The sequence below is a fragment of the uncultured Sanguibacteroides sp. genome, assembly GCF_900543425.1.
Classification (GTDB): Bacteria; Bacteroidota; Bacteroidia; order Bacteroidales; family Marinifilaceae; genus Gabonibacter.
Genome location: NZ_UQRQ01000008.1, coordinates 15,524 through 40,627, shown reverse-complemented (window position 1 = coordinate 40,627; position 25,104 = coordinate 15,524). Strand labels below are relative to the sequence as shown.

Sequence of the window (25,104 nt, the reverse complement as noted above, 5' to 3'; positions counted from 1 at the left end):
GAATTCAATAATTTGTTTATTGGAAAAATTGATTGCTATTTTGTGGGAGAAAGTTTAATAGGATAAGTCATGGAAGAAATGTATTGTTATCGATATCCCCGTCCGGCAGTAACAACGGATTGTGTGATTTTCGGGTTTGATGGGGAAAAACTAAGTGTTTTGCTTATACAGAGAGGAAATGAGCCTTTTAAAGGGGCTTGGGCTTTTCCCGGGGGTTTTTTGGACATGGACGAGACGGCGGAAACCGGAGCTTTGCGGGAATTGGAGGAAGAGACGGGAATGAAGGATGTTTTTGTAGAACAATTCCATACTTTTTCCGCTGTGGAGCGGGATCCGAGGGGAAGAACGATAACCGTTGCCTTTTATGCTTTAGTCGATCCTGGAAAATACAAGGTGAAGGGAAATGATGATGCGGTGGCGGCCTGTTGGTATCCGGTTGACGATTTACCGCTTCTGGCTTTCGATCACCGGGAAATATTCGAAAGGGCGTGTAGATCCTTGGCTTTAAAATTATATATGCAGATACGGGGATTGGAACAAAAAGACGTTAATCTGGATTCTTTTGAGCTGGACCGGATTTTTAAGCTCCTTTCGCAAGAATATAAACAATATTTGAAATAGGGGTTATGGAACGATTGGAAGTAGTTAAAGCCGATATTACGATACTGGACGTGGATGCGATTGTGAACGCGGCAAACCGTACTTTGTTGGGAGGAGGCGGGGTGGATGGTGCCATTCATCGGGCTGCCGGGAGGGAGTTACTGGAAGAATGTCGTACCTTGGGTGGTTGTCCGACGGGAGAGGCAAAAATAACCGGAGGTTATCATTTAAAGGCTCGTCACGTCATTCATACGGTTGGGCCGATTTACTCGGACGGGAATCACGGGGAATCGGAGTCGTTAGCCGCTTGTTACCGGAACAGTTTAAGGGTGGCCGAGGAAAACCGTTTGAAGACGATAGCTTTTCCTTCTATCAGCACCGGAGCTTACGGTTATCCGATAGAACAAGCAGCTCCGATTGCTCTTCGGGAGATCCGGACTTTTCTGAATACACACCCGGATTTCGAGAAAGTGTACGTCGTTTGCTTCAGTCTTTCGGATTACGAACTTTATCGAAAGCTTTTATCGTAATTTGCTTTACCGGATAAAGGATATCGTATCCGGTAGGTTCGCAATAGGAGGATAAAGAATTCTCCGGGATGATCAGACTTCGGGTTTATGTCCGGTTGCCGTTGTCTGGTATGACTTTTTGAAGAGACGGGCGATTTTGTAGATAGAAAATGCCGAAAAATGGTTTTATTCCTGTAATTTTGTGGAATACAATTTTTATAAACTGATTATGATATGCAAGAGATAGTAAAAGGAATACGGGATGTATTAGCAGAGATCAAATATCCTGGAACATCGAAAAATATCGTGGGGTTGGATATGGTACAAAACATGAAAGCAGATGGAGATCGGGTAAGTTTTCGATTAGTATTTCAGAAATCAAATGATCCGTTTATCAACGCTATAAAAAATAAATGCGAGCAGTTGTTGAAAGAGAAGTTGGGATATAAGACCGTCGATATAGAGACTGTTTTTGTACATGATTTGGAAAAACCTCTCTCGTTGGAAAGGGTTAAACATATTATAGCTGTTTCATCGGGTAAAGGGGGGGTCGGTAAGTCTACCGTAGCTACCAATCTGGCCGTTGCTTTGGCTAAATTGGGATATAAGGTGGGTTTGGTGGATGCTGATATTTTTGGTCCTTCTATTCCTAAAATGTTTGGGTGCGAAGATGCTCGTCCCTATATGGTGGAGGTTGAGGGAAAAGAATTGATAGAACCGGTTGAAAAGTACGGGGTAAAATTATTGTCCATCGGATTTTTTGTTGACCCCGATGCAGCGACGGTTTGGCGCGGCCCCATGGCCTCCAATGCATTGAAACAGATGGTAGAAGAGGGGCATTGGGATGAGTTGGATTTTATGTTGATTGACCTTCCGCCGGGAACGAGCGACATTCATTTGACCTTAGTGCAGACGGTGGCTTTAAGTGGTGCTATTGTGGTAAGTACTCCTCAGCAAGTGGCATTGGCCGACGCCGTGAAAGGTATCAATATGTTTGAATCTCCCGGAATTTCCGTTCCCGTGTTGGGAATCGTGGAAAATATGTCCTGGTTCACTCCGGCGGAGTTACCTGATAATAAGTATCATATTTTCGGAAAAGAGGGGGCCAAAGCTTTGGCCGAAGAGAAGGGATTACGTTTGTTAGGGCAGATTCCTATCGTGATGAGCATCATGGAGGGTGGTGAGAGCGGAGTACCGGTAGCGGTGGATGAAAATACGATTACCGGAGAGGCGTTTCTTGATTTGGCCCGTCAGGTGGTTGAGGCTGTGGAAGAGACAAGTGATACGGCCAAAAGAGTGCGCGTTACGAAATAATAAATTTTGCCCATAGAGAGACATGTATAGAATGCCTCTTGTAAAAATGAAATATATGCGTTGGATAATAAACGGGTTGGATGATTTAAGTCGGGTTGCTGCTGAATTTTTAGGAAAGGCGGGAAACAATACGTTATTTGCCTTGTATGGTCCCATGGGAGTGGGGAAAACGACCTTTGTAAAGGCGGTTGCCGATTGTCTGGGAATAGAAGATGATGTGACGTCTCCTACTTTTGCTATTGTAAATGAATATGTTACGGCAGATCGAAAACGAGTATATCATTTCGATTTTTATCGGGTAAAAAATATTGCAGAGGCAATGGATTTCGGTTATGAAGAGTATTTTTATAGTGGAAATCCTTGTTTTATCGAATGGCCGGAGATGATTGAACCGCTTTTGCCTGAGGATGCGGTAATATGCCATTTTTCGGAGCTACCGGACGGACGTCGGGAATTAGTTGTAGAAGGAATATAATAAATTAAATATAACGTACTATGGATAACTCTGGTAAATTGTCCGGGGCCACAATTGATAGGGAGTGGTTTGTATTTCAGGAAAAAGAGGTATTTCAGGAGTGGAAACGACAGAAATTTGTGATAGGCCTACCTAATGAAACGGACCGGGATGAAAATCGGATTTGTCTGACTCCGGAATCTGCCGGGATATTGATAGATGCGGGTCATGCGGTTATAGTACAAAAAGGAGCGGGTTTTCAGGCAAATTATACGGATCGGGAGTATGCCGATGTGGGGGCTCGCGTTGTCGAGACTCCGGAAGAAGTATATGTTGCCGATATTGTTATGAAATCAACACCCGTGAGTCTGAAAGATGCCGAATGTATGCGTGAGCGTCAGGTCATTATGTCTCCGTTAAAACTCTTTGAACTGCGGAGGGATGCTATTATTGAGATGATGCATAAGAAGGTGACGGCTATCGGTTTCGATATTTTGAAAGATGAGGATGGGTTTTATCCGGTTGTGCGCATTATGAGCGAGATTTGTGGTGGTGCTGCTATCCTGATTGCCAGTGAATATTTGAGTAATTCCCGGAATGGGAAAGGTATCTTTTTAGGCGGAATTACAGGAATCACGCCTACGGAGATTGTTATTTTAGGAGCGGGTACTTTAGGAGAATATGCTGCCCGTACGGCATTGGCTTTAGGTGCTGTCGTAAAGGTTTTTGATCATTCGTTGGAACGGTTGCGTCGGTTGAACGCCTGTTTGGGACAACGGGTATTTACTTCCGTATTTCATAAGCCTGTGTTGGATAGAGCTTTATTGTCTGCAGATGTTGTCATCGGAGCTTTGCGTTATTTTGATGATGATCAAGGTGTTTCCGTTACCGAGGAGCAGGTGAAACTGATGAAACGGGGAGCTGTTATAGTAGATATGTCTATCGATCACGGGGGATGCTTCGAGACTTCCGGACCGACAACACACGAGAAACCGGTTTACGTGTATAATGGAGTTATTCATTATTGTGTTCCTAATGTGGCTTCACGGGTAGCTCGGACAGCATCTATTGCTTATAGTAATATATTTACTCCCTTATTGGAAAAAATCTCTTGTAACGGAGGTTTTCGTAATACTATAAAAACGGATGCGGGACTCAGGCATGGCGTGTATATATATAATGGTTTGCTAACTCGTAAGGTTATTGCCGATAAATTCGGTCTAATATCGAGAGATATTGATTTATTGTTGGCTGCATTTTAGTTGATTTGTATAAAATACAACAAATATTTATAACCGTAAAATATTCTGTTTACAGAGAATAGGCTTAATGCTTCGATCTGAGTGAATCTATGCCGTGATTCTGTTTTCAGGAGAGGAGGATGGGTTGTTTCGTTTGATTTTTTTTACCTGTAGTAGATTTGAGATGTATAATATTGATTATTAATTTATTATATGTCTTGTTGTTCTCCTTGTTATGAAGTTTATCCCCTAATGGGATTTATGTCTAACCTTCTTTATTTCGTAAATTATACCTAATTTTTTAGAACGATCCCTATTGAAGGGGATATAATGTGATAAAAATCCCCATTTATGGGGATTTTTATGTCTTGTCGTTGTCGTTACTTTTGTTAAAATTTTTTTAAATAATACATAATACATGATGCAATGTCGTGTTTACGGTATTCAGTTTATTATTTAACTATCAACATAAAGTATGAAAAGGTGTGATAAGCGAAATTGTGTGCTCAGGTCACACGGGTTCATGTCAATCGTGAATTTAGTGTGTTTGATGCTACTCCCGTTAGGGGAAATTTTTTCAGCAGAAATCTCTTTGGAGACAGGAAATCCGGAAGAAAAAAAAGCTGTTTTGAAAGGACGGGTAATGGATAAAGATTCTCTTGCTTTGCCCGGGGTGACGGTCTTGTTGAAGGGAACGATATGGGGAGTGGTGACGGATGTCAAAGGAAATTTTGAATTGTCGGTTCCGGAGCAGAAAGAGTGGGTATTGGTATTTTCTTGCATCGGAATGGAACCTCGGGAAGAGAGGGTCACGGATTCGAAGGTGAATTTGAAAATTGTACTGAAAGAGAAGGTTGAACGATTGGGAGAGGTGGTTATTACCGGGTACGGGGAAACCACGAAACGGCGATCGACGGGATCTGTCGGCGTTCTTACGGGAGAGGCTTTTGCTAATAAATCCGTCACGAATTTGGATATGTTGTTACAAGGTCAATTGGCTGGGGTGAGTGTTTCGGCAGTTTCCGGTCGTCCGGGTGAATCCGCCAAGATCAGAATTCGAGGAACCAGTACGATCAGTGGTGATGCCGAACCTTTGTGGGTTATTGACGGGATTCCTTTGCAACAGGATGTACCGGAGATATCGACGGGAGAGATAAAATCTGGAAGTTTAAACGAAATTCTTACTCACGGAGTCGGAGGGATTAACCCTAACGATATCGAGAACGTAACCGTTTTGAAGGATGCTTCTGCCGCTGCCATATACGGTTCCCGTGCTGCCGGTGGTGTAATCGTCGTCACAACAAAGAAAGGAAAGGCTGGAAAGATGCGGGTAAATTACGGTGCGAATTTTTCAATCGGATTAAAACCACAAAGAGATGCTAATTTGATGAATTCTTCCGAGAAACTTGCCTGGGAACAGGAGTTATGGGATGAGTTTTCTGCCGAGGCTTACGAGAGTAATGCAAAACATGTCCCTGTTGTCGGGATTGTCGGAATGTTACGGTCTAACAAACTGGGAAAGAATAACATTTTCTATGATGATGTGGAAAACTTTGAGGCTATGAGTAAAGCAGAACAGGATGCTTATATTAACGAGTTGGGGAAAACGACGACCGATTGGTTTGATGAAATCTTTCGTAATTCATTCTCCATGTCGCATCATCTCTCTTTTTCTGGGGGAGCTGATAATGTTCTTTACTACGTTTCGTTCGGATATAATAAAAATAACGGTTTGGTAAAAGAGACGGATTATGAACGTTATAATTTTAGGGCTACCTTGAATGTGAAACCCACGAAGAAGGTTGAAGCTGGCTTGGGGCTGGATCTGTCCCGGCAAGAGTCTCATAGTTCATCCATGGACGTGGATCCTTTTACCTATGCTTATTTTGCGAATCCATACGAAAGACCTTATAACGAGGATGGTAGTTATCGTCCGGATATGACTTATTTCAATTTGGGAGCCTTGAGTGATGGTTATGGAGCAGATGTGCCCCAGCTACCGACCGACGGGTTTAATATATTGCGGGAGATGCGTCAGACTTCAGGAGACGGAATGAATTCCCGTTCTTCTGTCTGGGCCAAGTTGAAATATAATTTTACAAGTAAATTGTGGTTCGACGGACAGGTTTCTTACGAGTACACAAATAACCGTAGTACGGATATAAAGAATAAAGATACGTATGCCGCTTATAATGACAGGTTGTACTTTGATAACAATAAGAGTGGAAGCGACTGGACTCCTTACGGGTCTATTACCCGTTCCGAGGCTAATAGTAATAGCTACGACGTGAAAGGAATGTTCTCTTATTCGAATGAGTTTTCAGGCGGACATTATATGAAGGTGTTGGCAGGAGCGGAGTTGCGTGGCAATAAAAGTGTAGCGACTTATTTTAAACGTTACGGTTATGACGATGTTACCGGAAATTCCACGATGCCTATACCCCCGAACCCGGACGGAGGTGATGCTTCGGAGTATGCCGATTTGCTGGATCAATTGGCCGGGGAAAGTACTAACGAGAGTCGATTTGCTTCATTCTTCGCTTCGGGGGAGTATAATTTTATGGATCGTTATCTGTTGAGTTTGACCTTCCGGACAGACGGTTCTAATAATTTCGGAAGCGATGAGCAGTTTAATCCGACCTGGTCGCTTGGTGTATTATGGAACCTGGATCAGGAAAGATTTATGCAGTCGCTACTGCCGTATGTTAATCGCTTGACCTTGAGGGCCGCCATGGGATACACGGGAAACATTGTAAAAGGGGTCAATAAGGAATTGGTTTTAAATTATACTACTCTTTACTGGCAAGGGTTGCGTACGGGTTCGATTGCATCGGCACCCAATCCTAAATTGCGATGGGAGAAAACGAAAGACATGAAACTGGCTTTGGATTTCGGTTTGTTTAAGGAACGAGTCTCCGGATTAGTAGAAGGTTACTACCGGAAAAGTACCGATCTGGTTTCGAAAGTAGATGTCGTTTCTTCGACAGGATTCGGGAATCAGGCTTTTAATACCTCTACGGTTGTAAATAAAGGTATAGAGATGACGTTGAACGTGAAGGTGCTTGATAATCGGGATTTCAGGTTGTCTTTGGGAGGAAATATCTCGTTAAACCGTAACAAGCTAACCAAATACGACAGGCAAAGCGAATCGTTGATGATGAGTGACGGTATTTTCGAGGGATATCCCTTGGAATCTGTATTTGGTGGAAGATATACGGGTATCGACCCTCGTGACGGGGTGTATACTTACGTGTTACGTCCTGATGCACAGATATACACGGGTAGCGATTTGCAAAATGTTGATAATTATCGTTTTTATCTGGGAACTTCCGTGGCCCCATGGACCGGAGGATTCAATTTGCAGGCTTCCTACAAAAATTTTCGTCTAAGTGTAGGCGGAACTATTTCGTCAGGGGCGAAAATCATAGATAAGATCAACTCTCCTGCAAGTTATAGCAAAGTGACTTCTTACGTAACGGGGGAAAAACCGCAGACCGCCTACAGCGATTTGTACCGTAATCATTTGAATGTGCGGAAAGATATGGTGAACCGTTGGACTACGAAACGTACGACAGGGGTAAAATATCCCCGGATTATCGATTATTTGGGGGATCGTTTGCTATTGGACGAGTATAATGTTCATAAAGATGAGATTACAAATGCTACTTATCTGGAAAATGTTTCGTTCATGAGAATTCGGAATATCACTCTGGCTTACTCTCTACCCGATAAATGGATACGGAAAGTGCGACTTTCGTCAGTAGATCTCTCTTTGTCGTTGGAGAATTTTTTCACTTTCACGAATTATTCCGGTATAGATCCGGAAACACCAGGAACAACCTACCCGGTGACGCGTTCTGTATCGTGGGGGATTAGTGTCGGATTTTAATAGATTAAAAATGAAAATATGAGAAGGATTAATTTATATATTACGGGTATATTATTTCTGGGAATACTCTCGTGTACAGAATATCTGGATGTGAAAAAAAAGAGCGAGGTGATTCCCGAAACAGCGGAAGAGTTTTCTTCTTTGATACATTACTATTTGCGTAATCTGGATGAAGCCAGTGATTACTATGTATTCGGAGAGTATACGAAAACCTTGTCATTCGAATGTTATTCGGATAATTTGGATGGAGATTTAAGTTTATCTTCCCGCTTGCAAGTTTACGTGGGAACGGATATCAATTCGATGACGAGCCGGTACAAGTATATTTACGAGAAAATTCGGGATTGTAATATTATTTTGGGTGAGATGGAAGACAAGTCTTCTGAATTGGGAAAAAAGGTTGTGGCTACGGCGTATACTTTACGAGGGATGTGTTATTATAATTTGATGCGGGAATTTTGTGAACCTTTTGATAACGCGAAAGCCTCCGGAATGAATGGAATCCCACTCGTGGAAAGATTTGATATGGAAGCAAAACCCGCACGGGCAACCTTGAGAGAAACGTTTGATTTTATAGTGAGGGATCTGAAGGCCGCAATCGATATGAATCAAACGGATAAGAAATACCGATTGGATGTAAATGTAGCCAAGTTTTATTTGGCCAGAACTTACTTCTGGGCACAGGAATGGGATTTGGCTATTCCTATTGCTAAAGAGATATTGGAAACTTATCCTTTGCTCAAAGGAGAGGCGTATAAAGAGATGATGACAAGTGAAGTAGCACAGACCGGTAATGAATTATTACGGGCCGGCACTTCAAAAACGAAAGGTTATACGGATTTGAGTTTCGGTTACTCTCAAACTCGTCCTGTCGCTGAAGATTTAATCAATCTGTTTGTGGAGAAAGAGAATGATGTACGTTATAATCTTTTTTTCACGAACAAATTATTGAACAATAAAACACTTCGATCTGCCATCCGAAGCGCCGAAATGTGTTTGGTTATAGCCGAGTGTTATGCTCATTTGGGTGACAATGATAATGCGTTACATTACCTGAACCTTTTGAGGGAAAACCGGATCGAATCTTACGTGACCTACACGATGAGTAATTTACCGGCAGTAGATGCGTCGACCCGTATACAGGTGGATGCCACGGGTAAAGCCTTAACTCCTCTTATGGCTGCCATCCTGAACGAGCGGAGAAAAGAGCTGTACATGGAGAACGGAGACCGTTGGTACGAATTGAAACGGAATGGACGCCCCGAGTTCTGGTGGGGAGTTAGCGGCGTAAAATACGAAACATTGAAATTCCTTTACACTTTTCCGATTCCGAAGTCGGATATAGTACTGAATCCTTCTATTGTTCAGAATCCGGAATACAGTAAATATTAATTTAAAGCGTAATACGATGAAATATATATTAATTCTAATGGTGATAAGTTTATCTTTTGCGGCTTGTGGCGATGATGCGGAAGATATACCCGAGAGATTGAGTGACGTCAGTAATGAATTTGTTTTACCTACTCCTGCGAAATTGACGAATGCGGAACGGGATGTGATTCAGGCTAAGCGGGAGGCTTACAATGAAACTTATGGTGATTAAACTAAAATAGTACAGGTGTATGCGAAGAATATTATTATATAATTTGATTTTATTCTTGTTTCTGTTAAGTTGCAAGAATGACGACAATGATTTGCCGACATTGAGTTTCGGTCGGCCGATCTATATTTTAAAGGCGGAAACCCCGTTAGCAGTAGAATTGATAGCATCGACTCCGGCTAAGGAGACAGTCGTGGTTCCCTTTACCGTTTCAGGAACGGCGGTTTTAGATGAGGATTACACGATAGAGACGAAGGAATTTACACTTCAACCCGGAGAATCGATAGATACGGTATGGATTACACCTAAAGAGAATGTGACTCCTCAACGAGAAATCCGTTTGGCCTTAAACGGAGTAGAGGGGTATGAATTGTGGAATAATCGAGTAGCTATGATTCCCGTGGAGATAAGGGATGTTTTCAGTTGTTCTTTCAATGCGACTTCTTATGACTTGAAAGCCGAGAAAGAGATAGCCGTTGGTCTGAAGGTCGGGGGAAACGATTATATGTACCAAAAGACGGAGGTTTATGTTCCTTTCGAAATAGATCCTGCTTCGACGGCCGTATTAAACGAACATTATGAAATTATCGGGGGAGAACAGGAGTTATACATGGGGGCTATGAAAGCCTATGCGATAGTAACACTTCGCTTTTTGAAGAAGGAGAAAGGAAAGGATAAGGTTATTTTGAGAATAAAGGAGGGAGGACTTATTGAAGCGGGAGGTAATGCTTCCACAACGGTAACGGTTAGCGGACCTACACAATTTAAAGATATCGAAGGGGAGTGGAGGTTTGAAGGCTTCACGGACGAGGCTTTTGTCCGTCGAATGGCAAGCTATGAGGATAAAACGGGAGTAGATTGTGAACATCTGCCTGTGAATAATAATACTACGGATGTGGTTCGCCTATCTGCTGATCCTGATGGAAATACCTTGAATGTGGATGGCGTGACGGGAGATTTAGCTCACTACTTACGGAATTGTTCCGTTGAAATTATAAAGGAAGAGTCTACTCGTTTAAACGAAACAGCAACAATGGGTTATGAGGATGTGATGACCGTGAAACTCGGAAAGGTAAACAAAAGTTATTCGGCCGCAAATGTAAACGAGGAGGAAGGTGTTGTTGGAATGCGTCTTCTGCGTAAAGGGAAAGTATTGGAACTCCGTATTTACGATTATGTCCCGACAGACTTTTTGACAAAATGTTATTATGTTGCGACACATCCGGAATATCCGTGGCAAGTTGTCGGAGAATATCCGATGTCGGATTACTATACCTTAGTATTCCAGTTTACCAAAGTCGAGTGAAGTTATAGGTAGGCTTGACAATACATATTTTGACTTGCAAAAAATGGGGCGGATTTGTAAAAATCCGCTCTGTTTTGAAATGTGGGTGTTAACTTAAAATAGCATCTATAACGGGAGTGATATCGCTATTTTTAGGTATTTTGATGCCCCTGATTCCGGCAGCCGAGGCTGCTTCAATATCCCTTGTCCCATCCCCGATCAAAAGTGAGGTCGATTTATCAATATCAAATTCTTCTATGGCCTTTTCAATCATATAAGGCGAAGGCTTCCGGCATTTGCATTTCGAAATGCTGTCGTGATGCGGGCAATAGTAAATTTTGTCTATGTGAGCTCCTGCTTTTGCCAATTCCGAGCACATGTATTCGTGTAAAAGCTCGACCTCTTTTTCGGTGTATTCTCCTTTGGCCACTCCTCCCTGATTGGTCACTACAATCACTAAATAACCGGCCTCGTTCAGGCGTTTGATACCTTCGATGACTCCCGGATTAAAAGTGAAATCTTCTTTTTTGTATATATAGTAATGCCCTTCATCCGAATTAATGGTTCCGTCCCGATCTAAAAAGACTGCCTTATTCATGTTATCCGAAATTTTGTATCAATGCATAATTTTGAAAATCAACTCTTTTAATAGTTCTCCATCTGAAATATTACTGTTTCCGACTCCTTTGGATTTCATATCGTATTCCCGTAGCCATGAAATGATGTTAGCGCATTTTATGGCGTTATATTTTTTACTTCCCTCCGTGTAATCTTTTATGAAATAGGGGTTAATACCGAGCAGTCGAGCCATTTCCTGTTGATTCGGGGTGGTTTTTTTCTGGTAATGAAAGGTCAATAGATCCCTGAAGTATTTAAATAATGTCGCTATGGTTAATACCAACGGGTTGTTTTTGGGATTGGCCTCAAAATAATTGACAATACGATTCGCTTTTAAATGATCTTGCCGAATGATGGCGTTGATTAACTCGAAGGTATTATACTCTTTACTGATCCCGGTATGTTCTTCTACCAGATTTTCTTTAATTTCTCCCCCTCCGGGTAGTAACAGCATGAGCTTATCTAATTCGTTGGCGACTTTACTCAAGTCGTTTCCCAAACTTTCGGCTAAAATTCCTGCCGCCTTCATGGTGATCATACATTTTTTTTCTTTACAGTAATTGATGATCCAATCCGGAATTTTATTTTCATACAGTCTGGCGGATTCAAAATAGACACAGTTTTTAGAACTTCCCAGCTTCTTAAAAACACCTTTTCGTTTATCCGGTTTTTTGTTTTTATATAGGAATACGAGTATGGTTGTTGGTTGGAAATGATCGATATAAGGGAGTAGATTATCAAAGTCCCGTATGTTCTGGGCTTCTTTTACGATGACAACCTGGCGTGGCGACATCATGGGAAACCGACGGGCCGTATCGGTGATCGTGGTCATGGAGACGTCATTCCCGTAAAAGACGACCTGGTTAAATGCTTTTTCGTCTTCCGAAAGAACGTGTTCTTCAATCCATTCACTGATTTTATCCAGAAAATAGGGCTCTTCACCCGTTAGAAAATAGATTGGAGTATAATTCCCTTTTTTCAAATCCGCTATGATGTCTTCGTATTTCATGTCACAAAAGTAATAAATTTATTATTACTGATAGGAGCTTGACTATGGTAAATAGTATACTCGTTTATGGGAATTGCGATTAAGGGATTCAGTAATTGAGAGATTTGAAGGTTGAGAGGCTATTTAATAGTTTACTTCGATTTTGAAGATGTCTAAAATTGGTTGCATTGTTCGTGTGTATTGATGTTTTATGGATTAAAATATCACAATTGTGTTTGCAATTGTTGTTTATTTTAATTAATATTGCATTTGATATATGATTATATGCTGTAATATTGATATTTGTGTTATTGAAATATTAGTTTTATAAAGTATATATGATATATATTTAAAAATTATTTTGAAAATAATCACTTGTAGATTAATAATTATGAAAACAAGAAATTATCTAATAATTATTTCAATGTTGATTTTATCTATTGTATATGCGTGTACAAAAGATAGTGAATCATTTGGTAATAGTGAATACTTACCTGAATTTAATTGAATTTGTCATCTGATTTTGCAATAGAAATTTAATCATATAAAAGAGTAGAATGATGTATAATCTATTTAAAAGGCGTGTTTTTGGGCTTCTCGTCGTTTTTATAAGTCTATTCACTTTAATCGTACGAGCCAATAGAAACGATTTCGGGGAAGAGCAAGACAAAAAGGCTTTATGTAAAAATAAGAACATAGAGTCGATTTTTCCTGATTGGTTGTCTGATCGATTGCTTCACGAGCATATTCCATTTAGTGTCAATCTAATGGATTCAGATTACTTGTTTAGCAACCTGATTTATGCAGATACGATATTTCAGAAGATCGACGTTGTGACTTATTTTACTTTAACTAAAAAAGGAAAAATTAACAATTGTGTGGTGGAGAATTTGCAGGATACAACAGTTGCTGATGAGATAAAGCGTATTATATCTATTTCCGGCAAATGGAAAGCGAATGTAAAGGCCGGTAAAAAAGTTACTTCAGAGCAGCGTTTCACTATTCCTCTCGCCTTAAACGGGAGTATGATTGTTCTTGATGAAGGGCCTGGTTGGGGGGAACTGGATAAAAGAATTAATGGAAAGAGGTATAATTTAACCAGATATATACATCAGGTGGCGATGCATATTTATAACAAGTGTGATGATAAAGTAGAAAAATTCGAATATCCTGAGTTAATAAAGTTTCCTATCCTTGGAACATTAAAGTTTAGTTTTATCATAAATAAGGAAGGCTATTTTTCAAATTTGAAATATATCGATAATTTGTCTCATATACAGTTAGCTTCCTTTATGAGAGGACAAATGTTTCCTGGAAGATTATTTAGTCACGAGGTGAAATGGGCTCCGGCAATTCTAAATGGTAAACCCGTCAGTGTTCAGGTAGAAGCTGTTATCGATTATGATAAAAAAGAATTTTCTTGGGACTGTTTTTTGATAAATGAAAAGCGAGACTAGAGTTAAGAATATAAGGCGATATCAATAGTAATTATTCATAAAACACATTTTTAGTTACTATTGATAAGCCTTATTCAATGAAACAATCGTATTATTCATCTGATTGGTTAGATTATATTGCAGGTGTATCCTTGTTTTGTTGGTATTATCCAATGATAAATTTAATTTACATCGATAGAGGTTGTAGATCAAAAATTAGTCGATATTTTACATGTGTTAGTTGTCTATTATTTATAGTTCTCCTTTTTCAATTTGGATGACAATCTCTTCGATTTCCCGGTCTCTGCCGTTGGGGGCGTAATCCGCTTTCAGGTTGTTTCCGAAAAGCAGGGCAATGGATTGCCAGAAATAGGCATTTACACTGCCTTTGTATTCCCGGATGTGATGGAAAGAGGTATTTTGAGTTTCCCGATAGATTAAACGTATCAGTATTCGACCTTGCGTGACGGTAAGTTTCATCAAAGGTTGTTTAAAGGTTTTCATCAGTTGTTTGTACTCTTCCTTTATGACTCTTTTTTTCTCTTTTCCGGAATGGACGGTATTTAGTTTTTGTTCTATTTCATTGATTTTCTGAGCTGCGATCTTGGCATACGGAAGTGCTTTTCGTACGTTATGAACCATACGATTGTATTTTTGATGTTGCCTTTCGTAGTAATTGTGGTTTCTTTTTCTGACCCTTACGAGAACCTCGGGCAGTTGCACGTGGGGGAGTGTATCGTTTTGGATGACGATGACCGGTAATACCTTGCTTTGCCCGGAAGTAAGGCTGTTCATAAATAAAGATAGCAGTAATATGAAAAATATTTTGTACATTGTATTATCTTTGCATAGATATAGGCATACAAATTTAATGGTTATATTTGATTAATTAAAGCGAATATCGTGGAAGAACAATTTCAGGATCTGTTTAGGATACGACACAATAGTGATCGAGTGGAGGTCGGAAAGGTTTTGATTGCAGAACCTTTTTTGCAGGGAAACTATTTTAATCGTTCCGTGGTCTATATGGTTGAGCACGATGAAACGGGAAGTGTCGGTTTTGTGTTGAATAAGCCGTTACCGTATACTACATCCCAATTGGTAAAGGGATTGGAGGGGATCGAGTTACCGGTGTACCTGGGGGGACCCGTGGAGCGGAATCAACTTTATTATATTCACCGGAAAAGTGATTTGACCGGAGCTTTAATGATAAGGGAGGGGATCTATTGGGGAGGAAATTTTCAGCTTCTCTCCGAATGGTTGAAAGCGGGAAAAATGACGTCGGGTGACGTACGTTTTTTTGCGGGTTATAGTGGTTGGAACGGAAAACAACTGCAGGAAGAGCTGGAAGAAAATTCTTGGATGGTCGGAGACATAGAAACAGAGGTTTTGTTTCAGTTGCCGAATCCTCAATTGTGGGAACAATCCATGGGAAGCTTGGGAGGGAGATACAAGATTTGGGCTAATTTCCCGGAGGATCCTATTATGAACTGAGAATCGGGAGATAAAGTAAAATCGCCTGATGAAAAAATAGAAGATGATAAAAGCAGGCCGTTCTATCGCTGTCCTGAAAAGGAGAGAGGAAAGTCCGGGCAACATAGGGCATCGTGCTTCCTAACGGGAAGATATCCGAAAGGGTATAGTAATGTAACAGAAAAAAACCGTTCCCTCTGTGGAATAAGGGTGAAAAGGCGGGGTAAGAGCCCACCGGTATTCCGGGTGACCGGAGTAGCCGTACATCTCACGAGTTGCAAGACCATGTACACTAACGCTTAGGCCGGCCCGGCTGATGTTAGGGGGTAGGTCGCTTGAGCTGTAGAGAGATCTGCAGACTAGATAAATGATAGAAACCGTAAGGTACGGAACCCGGCTTATAGGCCTGCTTTTTTTTATTGAAGATTGAGAGAGGATTACAGAGAACATTCGAAGGATCATATCGATGGAAGGTATGTAATCTGAAATTTAAAATCATAAATCTAAAATGGGTATAAGGTGAAATCAATTCGAGAAATATTCAGAATAGGCTATGGTCCTTCCTCCAGTCACACGATGGGGCCGGGACGTGCTGCCTTGTATTTTAAAGAGAAAAATCCGGAGGCTGATTTGTACCGGATAACTTTATTCGGTAGTTTGGCTCTTACCGGACGGGGACATGGGACAGATAGTGCCATCCAACGAATGATCGATAATCCGGATAAGACTGAAATTATCTGGGAGCCGGAAAAAACTCTTCCTCATCATCCGAATGGAATGCTCTTCGAGGCATTCGTGGGGGATCGTCTTACGGATTCGTGGGAGGTATATAGTGTCGGAGGTGGAGCTTTATGGGATGAGAAAGGAACTTTTAAAGAAGAAGAGGTTTATCCGGATACTAAAATGACGGATATTTTGAACTGGTGCAAAGCGGAAGGGCGTTCTTTCGTGGAGTACGTGGAATTGCATGAGGGGCCTGAAATATTCGATTATCTGACAGAAGTATGGGAGGTGATGACGGAGGCGATTCACAATGGGCTGGAGAATGAAGGTGTTTTGCCGGGAAATCTGCGATTGGCGCGAAAGGCTTGTTCTTATCATATTAGAGCACAACAATCCGCGGGAACTTTACGGCACATGGGGATGGTTTTTGCGGCTGCTTTGGCCGTGGCTGAGGAGAATGCCGGCGGGGGACGTATCGTAACGGCGCCCACTTGCGGATCTGCCGGAGTCGTACCTTCGGTCCTTTATTTTTTAAAGCATGATCAGAATATTAGTGATCGTCGGATTATTAAAGGGTTGGCGACAGCCGGATTGATCGGTAATATCGTAAAAACAAACGGTTCTATTTCGGGAGCGGAAGTCGGTTGTCAGGGAGAGCTGGGTACGGCTTGTGCTATGGCAGCAGGTGCTGCTGCACAAATATTGGGAGGAACACCTATGCAGGTAGAGTATGCTGCAGAAATGGGATTTGAACATAACTTGGGATTGACCTGTGACCCGGTAGGGGGATACGTGCAGATTCCATGTATAGAGCGGAATGCTTTTATTTCCCAAAAAGCCAGGGAATGTGCTATTTACGCTTTGTTTTCCGATGGCCGTCATAAGGTTTCTTTCGACGATGTCGTGGAAACCATGATGCAAACCGGATGCGATATGCAGGCTAAATACCGGGAAACGAGTCTGGGTGGGTTGGCTCGTATCTATCGGACTCCCATACGGAAGTAAGTTTGTTCGTTAAATTTGAAACTAAATCGGGTAATAGACGTTAATTTGTCAAATACTATTACGAAGTTTGAAGTAATTTAGACAATATGGATAGAGTAAGATTAAAAATATTAGGATTATCATATAGTATGTCTCAGTCAGGAGCATACGCGTTAGTCCTTTCCGATCTGGATGATACGTATCGGATTCCGATCATCATCGGGATTTCCGAGGCTCAATCCATAGCGATACAATTGGAGCATCTTCAGACGCAGCGCCCGCTTACTCATGATTTGGTTAAACGGTTAACTGATGGGTTGAACGTAACCTTGGAAGAAATCTTTATTTATCGTTGGGAGGCTGGAATATTTTATTCAGAGTTGCTTTTTAAGCAAGAGGAAAAAGAGTTGCGTATTGATGCGCGGACTTCGGATGCCGTGGCCTTAGCTTTAAGGTACGGTTGTCCGATATATACGACTCCCGAAGTGGTGGAAAAGACCTCTATTTCTGTACCGGAGAAGGAGATGCTGGAGCAGGAGGTGAAGGCAAACGATTTGGAACCTGCGGTCACGGAGTCCAATCAGGAACTATCGGTTGAGGAGTTGACCCGTTTGATGGAAGAGGCTGTAAAAAATGAAGATTACGAAAATGCCTCTCGTTTCAGGGATATGTTAAAAGCGAAAAATTCAGATTAATTTAATATCATTACTATGAGTCGCATCGAATTTGATTACACGAAAGTTTTGAATTTTGTAACAGAAAAGGAGATTGATTCCCAACGACAAAAAGCTGTTTTATCTTTAGAAGGACTGATAGAAGGTACTTGTAAAGGCAATGATTTTTTAGGTTGGCTCTCCCTTCCCACTCAAATTTCAGGTGACGAACTGACGAAGATAAACGATTGTGCCCGGGATCTGAGATCGCGTTCGGAAGTCGTGATCGTGATCGGAATAGGAGGCTCTTATTTAGGTGCAAAGGCTGTTATCGAGGCTATGTCCGGAAGTTTTGACGGTTGTAAACAGGTCGTTTTTGCTGGTCATAATTTGAGCGAAGATTATTTGTATGAACTTCAACGATATTTGGATGACAAGAGTTTTGGGTTGTGTGTAATATCAAAATCGGGAACGACGACAGAACCTGCCATTGCATTCCGTTTATTGAAAGAGATGTTAGAAAAACAGGTCGGAAAAGAAGAAGCTCGCAAACGGATTGTGGCGATTACGGATGAGAAGAAAGGAGCTTTGAGAACGTTAGCGGACCGGGAGGGCTATGCTACTTTTGTCATCCCGGACGATGTGGGAGGCCGTTTTTCAGTACTTACACCGGTTGGTTTGTTGCCGATCGCTATGGCGGGATTTGATATCGAAGCTTTGGTTAAAGGAGCTGTTGATATGCAGAAGTATACCTTGGGCGAGGGGCGTAAGATCGTGATGGATTACGCTGCCGTAAGAAATGCTCTCTACGGGAAAGGTTACACGACAGAGATAACGGTAAATTATAATCCTAAATTGCATTTTATAGGTGAATGGTGGAAGCAATTGTTTGGCGAGAGCGAGGGTAAGGAGCATAAAGGTATATTCCCCGCCAGTGTGGATTTTTCTACGGATCTTCACTCTATGGGACAATATATACAGGATGGACGGCGTAATTTATTTGAAACCGTACTTTCCATAGAGAAAACAAAATATGAAGTACAGATACCCTGTGATGCCTTAGATCTGGATAAACTGAATTATTTGGCCGGTAAAAGGGTAGACGAAGTCAATAAGATGGCCGAGTTAGGGACCCGGTTAGCCCACGTTGAAGGGGGTGTTCCCAATATGCAAATCAGAATACCCGAATTGACGGAATACTATTTGGGACAGTTATTTTATTTTTACGAATTGGCATGTGGTATTTCGGGTGGAATCTTGGGAGTAAATACTTTCGACCAACCGGGTGTGGAAGCCTATAAGAATAATATGTTCGCTCTTTTAGGAAAACCGGGTTATAAGTAAAACGATCTTTGAAATAAAAAATAGAGGCGGCATATTATTGCCGCCTTTTTATTTACGCGTAAATCATATTTTTGATATCCTCTTCTACCGTGGTAATCGAACCGATACCGAACGTATCGGTTAATACTTGGGCGATACGGGGTGAGAGAAATGCCGGTAAGGTGGGGCCCAGGTAAATTTGTTTCACTCCTAAGCTAAGTAGAGCCAGTAAGACAATAACTGCTTTTTGTTCGTACCAGGCGATATTATATATGATGGGTAATTCGTTGATGTTTTGCAGATTGAAAACTTCTTTCAACTTTAATGCAATTACGGCCAAAGAGTAACTGTCATTGCATTGTCCGGCGTCTAATACGCGGGGAATCCCCTGAATATCTCCTAATTGTAATTTATTGTAGCGGTATTTAGCGCACCCGGCCGTGAGAATAACCGTGTCTTTCGGTAGGGCCCGGGCAAATTCGGTGTAATAGTTACGGTTGGACATTCTACCGTCACAGCCTGCCATGACAACAAATTTCCGGACGGAGCCATTTTTTACGGCCTCTACAATTTTATCGGCTAACCGGAGTACCTGATTATGTGCAAATCCCCCTATGATATATCCCTGTTCAATTTCCGAAGGAGCCGAGCACTCTTTGGCTAACCGGATGATTTCGGAAAAATCCTTATGACCGTTTGAATCGGCTTCGATGTGTTTACAACCCGGAAATCCTGAAGCATTTGTCGTGAACATCCTCTTTTTGTACGAGGCGGAAGGCCGGGGAGGTACGATGCAGTTCGTCGTGAAGAGAATCGGGCCGTGAAACGATTCGAATTCTTCCCGTTGCTGCCACCAGGCATTACCGTAGTTACCGACGAAATGTCCGTATTTTTTGAAAGCCGGATAATAGTGAGCGGGTAACATCTCGCCGTGAGTGTAAATATCAATACCGCTTCCTTCTGTCTGCTGTAATAATTCTTCCATATCTTTCAGGTCGTGCCCGCTGATTAGAATACCGGGATTTTTACGGACACCGAGGTTTACTTGGGTTATTTCGGGATGTCCGAAACGTTCGGTATTGGCTTTGTCCAGAAGTGCCATTACTTTTACACCATATTCTCCTGTTTTCACGGTGAGAGCCGTCAAGGCCTCTGTCGATAATTGTCTGACGGTTATTGCCGCAAGGGTTTCTTGAATAAAATGATGGATGGATTCATCGTCGACTCCTAAGCGTATGGCATGTTCCAGGTAAGCAGCCATTCCTTTCAGGCCGTAGATGATAAGTTCTTTCAGAGAACGGACATTTTCGTCCTTTTCTTTTAAAATACCGACCTCTTTTGCTTTTTCGGAAAAAGTGTCGGTTGTGTCTTCCCAGTAAACTTCTTCTGTTTTCGGAAGGTATATTTTCTTTTCCGAGGCGAGTGATATCAATTGTCGTTTTAACTGTAGTCCTTTTTCAATCCGGGTTACAAGGCTTTGCCGATCGAAGTTGGCATTGGTGATGGTTGAAAAGAGAGCATCTACGATAAATTGATTTACCTGTTGATTCCCTTCTGTTTGATCTTTTTGTAATTCGTTATGGACGATGGATATGCCCTTTACGACAAATAGCAGTAAATCCATCGTATTGGCGGTTTCACTATCCTTACCGCAAACACCGCGAAGAGTACAGCCCGTTCCGTGAGCCGTTTCCTGACATTGAAAACAAAACATTGAATTTTCCATAGTATTAAGGTATTAAAGTGTTATTACGAATTTTATAGCCATTGGTTTTCCTGTATCTCTCCATGAATGCCCACCTTAATAAGTTTCAACGGAATCTTTCTTTCGGCTTGCAATCTTGCCGACTCGCATACGCGCAATAATCCGCTACAACAGGGAACCTCCATGACCATAACGGTTAGGGTATTGATGTTCCCCTGATCGATGATGGCTTTGATTTTTTCCATATAAACTTTGTTTTTGTCATCTAATTTGGGACAAGCGATAGCCAGCCGTTTACCTTTCAGGTATTTGGAATGAAAGTTTCCTATAGTGTAGGCCGTGCAATCGGCCGCAATTAGCAGGTCTGTATCCTGAAAATAGGGAGCCGTAGGCGATAACAGGTGCAATTGTATCGGCCATTGTAGTAACTCTCCGCCTGCCTCTTCCTGCCCGGAAATTGTAGAAGAAGGTTTAGGTACGAAAAATTGGGGTTTTGAGCCCGGACAGGAAAAAGAGGATGCGGGGTGAGAGGTTTGAATTTGCATATCATGAATTCCATACTGGTGAAGAACTTCATACGCTTCTTTTAAAAAATCCAGTTGTTTATGATCCGTCAGGTGTTGTAAATGGGCTTTAATAACTTCTTTCCTTTTGGGTATCAATCTCTCGATAACAGCTTTCTCATCGTATTTTTCTGCTTCCCGTTCTTCTTGGGTGATAGCTCCCTGAGGGCAATCTCCGAGGCATGCTCCCAATCCGTCGCAATAAAGTTCACTGATAAGAGTGGCTTTTCCCTCGATAAGTTGCAGGGCTCCCTCGTGGCAGCCTTTTATACATATGCCGCATCCGTTACAGAGGGCTTCATCGATTTTAATAATGGTACGTTTCATTTTTTTCATTTTTATATGACAAAGATTGCTTTCTGGAAAAGAAATAATTGTCACATTTGTTACAAAGGAGAACTTTAGGGGCGAATTTTCGTTTTTGTTTGCCGGAAATTTTAAATTTGTATAAACGAAATGTTTATGGAGATACAGAAATTATTGAGCAGTCCTGTTTTCCGGAATCTTCCGGAAGAGCATTTGGAGGAGTTTATGCGGCGTACTCCTAATGTCTTGCGTCGTTATCCCGCGAATGATTTTATAGCCCTGCAACATTCGGTATGCCATTCTCTTTATTTGTTATATGAAGGGAAAGTACGTACGCATATGGTAAATGGGGAAGGGAAACAGGTGACTATTGAGGAGATCGAGGCTCCCCGTTTGTTGGCTCCGGCTTTTATATTTGCTACCGATAACAGGTTTCCCGTGAATATTTTGACCGTAACTCCTTGTGAGGTCTTGGTTCTTAATAAGGAGGATTTTGTCGGTTTAATGCAAAAAGAACCTGTTGTTATGCAGAACTTTTTGCGAATTATTTCCGATCGTAGTATATTTTTAAGCCAAAAACTAAATTCATTTGCTTTACAAAACTTAAAAGGCCGCTTGGCCGCTTATCTGCTCGAACGCGAAGGACAACATAGTCAACAGGAAATTGCCGATGTATTGGGGGTTGCCCGTCCTTCTTTGGCTCGGGTGCTCGCCGAGTTGGTTGACGAAGGGTGCATTCGCGTGGAGAGACGAGAGATCATGATTATCGATCGTAAATTGCTGAGCAAATACGGGTAGGAGCGAGTTGGGCTTTCAAAGATTAAGTTTAGTGAAACTCATGTCCAGTAAATTAACCAGAAGCAATTTACCTGATAAAATTTCCGGTTTGTTCAGTATGATTTTAATGACTTCGTTTGCTTGAAGGACCCCGATGATTCCCGGAAGAGTTCCTACAACACCGAGAGGTTGTGTGAAATGTTGAATGTTATCGTGATAAGGGTATAGTTTTCGGTAAGACGGACCGCCTTGATAGTGAAAAACAGAGAGCTGCCCGGAGAATTCGCATATGCTTCCATAAACCATGGGTTTCTTTTGTATGCTGCATATTTCGTCAATAAGATAACGGGTAACCAAGTTGTCTGTTGCATCTACCACTATATCATAATGAGAAATGATCTCTGAAGCATTTTCAGAAACGAGACGTGTTTCGTAAAGCGTGAAACGACAGAAAGGGTTCAATTTCTTCAACTTCTGCTCGGCAATATCTGTTTTAGGCATATTGACACAGGTCGAATCGTATAGAATCTGTCGTTGCAAATTGGACTCGGATACCCGGTCGTTATCGATGATTCCTATATGTCCGATGCCTGCGGCGGTAAGGTAGAGAAGAATAGGGGAGCCCAGTCCTCCGGCTCCCACGATTAGGACGTTGGCTTGCTTCATTTTTTCTTGTCCTTCTGTTCCTATCTCCGATAGGATAACCTGACGATTATACCGTTCTTTTTCTTGATCTGTCAACATAATAACTCTAAAAATATATAACGCAAAAATAGAAAAAACAGAAAACTACGGAAGATTTTGGAATTATAATCAAAAGATAGTCCGGTTCATTTTTTGAAATGAATTCCACGTCTGTCTATTTGTCCGCGTTGATATGATATTTCACGAATCGATTGACCGTACAGACGGATACTTTATACTGTTTGGCTATCTTCTTGTATGATATACTATTATCCATCATTTCAATGATTTTGGCCTTATTCTCTATCAATAATTTTAATTGCGGACTACTTCCTATCGGGCGTCCTAATTTTTTGCCTTCTGCCTTCCGAACAGCAAGAGCCTCTTTCGTTCGGATGGAAATTAGGTTACGCTCAATTTCTGCCACTAAACCGAAAGCGAACCCTAATATTTTACTGTTCAGATTATTTTCGAAAGTGTATCCTTCTTTTGTGCTGTGTAAAATAATTTTACGCTGTATACACGTGTTGATGATGTTCATAATATCAATTAGTGTTCTACTTAGTCGGGAGACTTCGGTGACAATCAGACAATCTCCTTCCTGAAGAGAGGTAAGAATATCTCCTAATTTCCGGTCACTACTGTTTACTTTACCGCTGATAATGTCGTTGTACCATTTGTTTATGGTCAATCCCCGGTTATGCGCAAATCGCTTAATTTCTTCTTGCTGATTCTCAAGATGTTGTCTGTTTTTACTTACTCGTAAATATGCAACTACCATAATTAAATTGATAAAAATTAGATTATTAAAAGAGCAAACGTACGAAAAAGGAAAGGAATATGAGCATATTGTGCGGGTATAAGCGAGAAAAGAACTGTTTATTTTGCTGAAATAAATTGAAATGGTAAACCTGTTTATTTTATTTGCGGGTAAATTAAACTAATTTTGTAATATATCGTAATGAAGAAATAGCGGTTATGAAGAGAGAAATTGTGGTTTTTATATTGATTTTGGCGAATTATATGGTTATGGCACAAAAAAGAGAATTGACCGAAGCGGAAAAGCGGGTAATCATTCATAAAGGAACGGAACTGCCTTTTACGGGCAAATATTATGACTTTAAAGGAAAAGGAACTTACGTGTGTAAACAATGCGGAGCTTCATTGTATCGTTCGGAAGATAAATTTGATTCCCGATGCGGATGGCCCAGCTTCGATGCCGAAATTAAAGGAGCGGTAAAAAGGGTTACGGATGCGGACGGAAGGCGGACCGAGATTCTGTGTGCCAATTGCGGTGCACACTTGGGACATGTATTTGTGGGGGAAGGCTTCACGTCTAAAAATACCCGGCATTGTGTAAATTCGGTTTCCATGGAGTTTATTCCCGATCAGGAGTTAAAAACCGATACGGCAATTTTTGCGGGGGGATGCTTCTGGGGTGTAGAATATTTTATGCAGAGGGCTCCCGGAGTTTTGACCGTGGAATCGGGGTATATAGGAGGTGATACGGATCATCCTACTTATGAAGAGGTTTGCCGGAAGAACACAGGACACGTCGAGGCTGTTAGGGTGGTATTCGATCCTTCTCAAACAACCTACGAGGCATTGGCGAAACTTTTTTTCGAAATCCATGATCCAACTCAGTTGGACCGGCAGGGCCCCGATAAGGGAGAACAATATCGTTCCGAAATATTTTATATGAACCCTCAACAAAAAGAGGTTGCCGGAAAATTGATCGAACAGTTGAAAACGAAAGGTTATCCGGTGGTGACATTGGTTTCACCCGCTACGACTTTTTGGCCTGCCGAGGATTATCACCAGAATTATTATAATCGTAAAGGTTCTCTTCCCTATTGTCATGGATATACCAAGCGATTTTAAAGTAGAGAAAATTTCTCAAAGTCTATAAAATTCATAAATTTTTAATCTGAAATCCACGGTTTATAAGCGTCAATGGTAGATCATCATTATATTTGTCT

Annotated in this window: 23 protein-coding genes and 1 other RNA gene; 17 read left to right on the top strand and 7 right to left on the bottom strand. The window is 41.4% G+C overall.

Annotated features, from left to right (window positions below; genetic code table 11):
* Positions 1–69 precede the first annotated feature (69 nt).
* The 9 genes from QZR76_RS05910 to QZR76_RS05870 all read left to right on the top strand — a co-directional run bounded on the left by QZR76_RS05910 (position 70) and on the right by QZR76_RS05870 (position 10,913).
* Positions 70–621 (top strand): NUDIX hydrolase, encoded by a 552-nt coding sequence (locus QZR76_RS05910; RefSeq protein WP_294141295.1) that lies wholly within the window; start codon positions 70–72, stop codon positions 619–621.
* A 5-nt stretch (positions 622–626) separates the two neighbouring features.
* Positions 627–1,130: an O-acetyl-ADP-ribose deacetylase gene (locus QZR76_RS05905; protein ID WP_294141293.1), complete on the top strand. Its 504-nt coding sequence runs from the start codon at positions 627–629 to the stop codon at positions 1,128–1,130.
* Positions 1,131–1,343: 213 nt separating this feature from the next.
* On the top strand, positions 1,344–2,423 hold the full coding sequence (locus QZR76_RS05900; RefSeq protein WP_294141291.1) for an Mrp/NBP35 family ATP-binding protein: 1,080 nt from the start codon (positions 1,344–1,346) through the stop codon (positions 2,421–2,423).
* A 55-nt stretch (positions 2,424–2,478) separates the two neighbouring features.
* Positions 2,479–2,898, top strand: a complete 420-nt coding sequence (gene tsaE / locus QZR76_RS05895; RefSeq protein ID WP_294141289.1) for a tRNA (adenosine(37)-N6)-threonylcarbamoyltransferase complex ATPase subunit type 1 TsaE — start codon at positions 2,479–2,481, stop codon at positions 2,896–2,898.
* A 20-nt stretch (positions 2,899–2,918) separates the two neighbouring features.
* Entirely contained in the window at positions 2,919–4,139 is a 1,221-nt protein-coding gene (locus tag QZR76_RS05890; protein WP_294141287.1) for an alanine dehydrogenase, read from the top strand.
* Positions 4,140–4,593: 454 nt separating this feature from the next.
* The gene (locus QZR76_RS05885; RefSeq protein WP_294141285.1) at positions 4,594–8,007 is read left to right on the top strand and encodes a SusC/RagA family TonB-linked outer membrane protein; all 3,414 of its coding nucleotides are present in this window, start codon (positions 4,594–4,596) and stop codon (positions 8,005–8,007) included.
* A gap of 18 nt (positions 8,008–8,025) precedes the next feature.
* Positions 8,026–9,399: a RagB/SusD family nutrient uptake outer membrane protein gene (locus QZR76_RS05880; RefSeq protein WP_294141283.1), complete on the top strand. Its 1,374-nt coding sequence runs from the start codon at positions 8,026–8,028 to the stop codon at positions 9,397–9,399.
* Positions 9,400–9,415: 16 nt separating this feature from the next.
* Positions 9,416–9,610: a hypothetical protein gene (locus QZR76_RS05875; RefSeq protein WP_294141281.1), complete on the top strand. Its 195-nt coding sequence runs from the start codon at positions 9,416–9,418 to the stop codon at positions 9,608–9,610.
* Between the two features lie 19 nt (positions 9,611–9,629).
* Positions 9,630–10,913, top strand: a complete 1,284-nt coding sequence (locus tag QZR76_RS05870) for a hypothetical protein (RefSeq protein ID WP_294141279.1) — start codon at positions 9,630–9,632, stop codon at positions 10,911–10,913.
* An 88-nt stretch (positions 10,914–11,001) separates the two neighbouring features.
* Here the strand turns inward: QZR76_RS05870 and QZR76_RS05865 are convergent, their stop codons facing one another.
* On the bottom strand, positions 11,002–11,490 hold the full coding sequence (locus QZR76_RS05865) for an HAD family hydrolase (protein WP_294141277.1): 489 nt from the start codon (positions 11,488–11,490) through the stop codon (positions 11,002–11,004).
* A gap of 18 nt (positions 11,491–11,508) precedes the next feature.
* The gene (gene holA / locus QZR76_RS05860) at positions 11,509–12,519 is read right to left on the bottom strand and encodes a DNA polymerase III subunit delta (RefSeq protein ID WP_294141275.1); all 1,011 of its coding nucleotides are present in this window, start codon (positions 12,517–12,519) and stop codon (positions 11,509–11,511) included.
* 536 nt (positions 12,520–13,055) lie between these two features.
* Between holA and QZR76_RS05855 the strand changes: the two genes are divergently transcribed.
* On the top strand, positions 13,056–13,955 hold the full coding sequence (locus tag QZR76_RS05855; protein ID WP_294141273.1) for a hypothetical protein: 900 nt from the start codon (positions 13,056–13,058) through the stop codon (positions 13,953–13,955).
* Between the two features lie 231 nt (positions 13,956–14,186).
* Here the strand turns inward: QZR76_RS05855 and QZR76_RS05850 are convergent, their stop codons facing one another.
* Positions 14,187–14,768, bottom strand: coding sequence for a DUF4294 domain-containing protein (locus tag QZR76_RS05850; RefSeq protein WP_294141271.1), 582 nt, complete (start codon positions 14,766–14,768; stop codon positions 14,187–14,189).
* Between the two features lie 69 nt (positions 14,769–14,837).
* Between QZR76_RS05850 and QZR76_RS05845 the strand changes: the two genes are divergently transcribed.
* From QZR76_RS05845 to QZR76_RS05825, 5 genes are all read left to right on the top strand, one after another.
* Positions 14,838–15,428: a YqgE/AlgH family protein gene (locus QZR76_RS05845; RefSeq protein ID WP_294141269.1), complete on the top strand. Its 591-nt coding sequence runs from the start codon at positions 14,838–14,840 to the stop codon at positions 15,426–15,428.
* 49 nt (positions 15,429–15,477) lie between these two features.
* Positions 15,478–15,824: RNase P RNA component class A (gene rnpB / locus QZR76_RS05840), an RNA gene on the top strand.
* A 102-nt stretch (positions 15,825–15,926) separates the two neighbouring features.
* Positions 15,927–17,135: an L-serine ammonia-lyase gene (locus QZR76_RS05835; RefSeq protein ID WP_294141267.1), complete on the top strand. Its 1,209-nt coding sequence runs from the start codon at positions 15,927–15,929 to the stop codon at positions 17,133–17,135.
* A gap of 86 nt (positions 17,136–17,221) precedes the next feature.
* A complete protein-coding gene (locus QZR76_RS05830) occupies positions 17,222–17,809 on the top strand; it encodes a bifunctional nuclease family protein (RefSeq protein ID WP_294141265.1) in 588 nt (195 codons plus the stop codon).
* Between the two features lie 15 nt (positions 17,810–17,824).
* Positions 17,825–19,111, top strand: coding sequence for a glucose-6-phosphate isomerase (locus QZR76_RS05825; protein WP_294141263.1), 1,287 nt, complete (start codon positions 17,825–17,827; stop codon positions 19,109–19,111).
* Positions 19,112–19,163: 52 nt separating this feature from the next.
* Here QZR76_RS05825 and hcp read toward each other — a convergent pair whose 3' ends face one another.
* Together hcp and QZR76_RS05815 are read right to left on the bottom strand one after the other, a co-directional pair.
* Entirely contained in the window at positions 19,164–20,816 is a 1,653-nt protein-coding gene (gene hcp / locus QZR76_RS05820) for a hydroxylamine reductase (protein WP_294141261.1), read from the bottom strand.
* Between the two features lie 32 nt (positions 20,817–20,848).
* On the bottom strand, positions 20,849–21,685 hold the full coding sequence (locus QZR76_RS05815) for a 4Fe-4S dicluster domain-containing protein (RefSeq protein ID WP_294141259.1): 837 nt from the start codon (positions 21,683–21,685) through the stop codon (positions 20,849–20,851).
* Positions 21,686–21,820: 135 nt separating this feature from the next.
* Here QZR76_RS05815 and QZR76_RS05810 point away from each other — a divergent pair, with 135 nt between their 5' ends.
* Positions 21,821–22,462: a Crp/Fnr family transcriptional regulator gene (locus QZR76_RS05810; protein WP_294141256.1), complete on the top strand. Its 642-nt coding sequence runs from the start codon at positions 21,821–21,823 to the stop codon at positions 22,460–22,462.
* 15 nt (positions 22,463–22,477) lie between these two features.
* Here QZR76_RS05810 and QZR76_RS05805 read toward each other — a convergent pair whose 3' ends face one another.
* The gene (locus QZR76_RS05805) at positions 22,478–23,185 is read right to left on the bottom strand and encodes a HesA/MoeB/ThiF family protein (RefSeq protein WP_294141255.1); all 708 of its coding nucleotides are present in this window, start codon (positions 23,183–23,185) and stop codon (positions 22,478–22,480) included.
* Positions 23,186–23,300: 115 nt separating this feature from the next.
* Complete coding sequence (locus QZR76_RS05800) at positions 23,301–23,906, bottom strand: recombinase family protein (RefSeq protein ID WP_294141254.1); 606 nt, start codon at positions 23,904–23,906, stop codon at positions 23,301–23,303.
* A gap of 197 nt (positions 23,907–24,103) precedes the next feature.
* Between QZR76_RS05800 and QZR76_RS05795 the strand changes: the two genes are divergently transcribed.
* Positions 24,104–25,006 carry a bifunctional methionine sulfoxide reductase B/A protein gene (locus QZR76_RS05795; protein WP_294141253.1) on the top strand — a complete coding sequence of 301 codons (903 nt, stop codon included), beginning with the start codon at positions 24,104–24,106 and terminating at the stop codon, positions 25,004–25,006.
* The last annotated feature ends 98 nt before the right edge of the window (positions 25,007–25,104 follow it).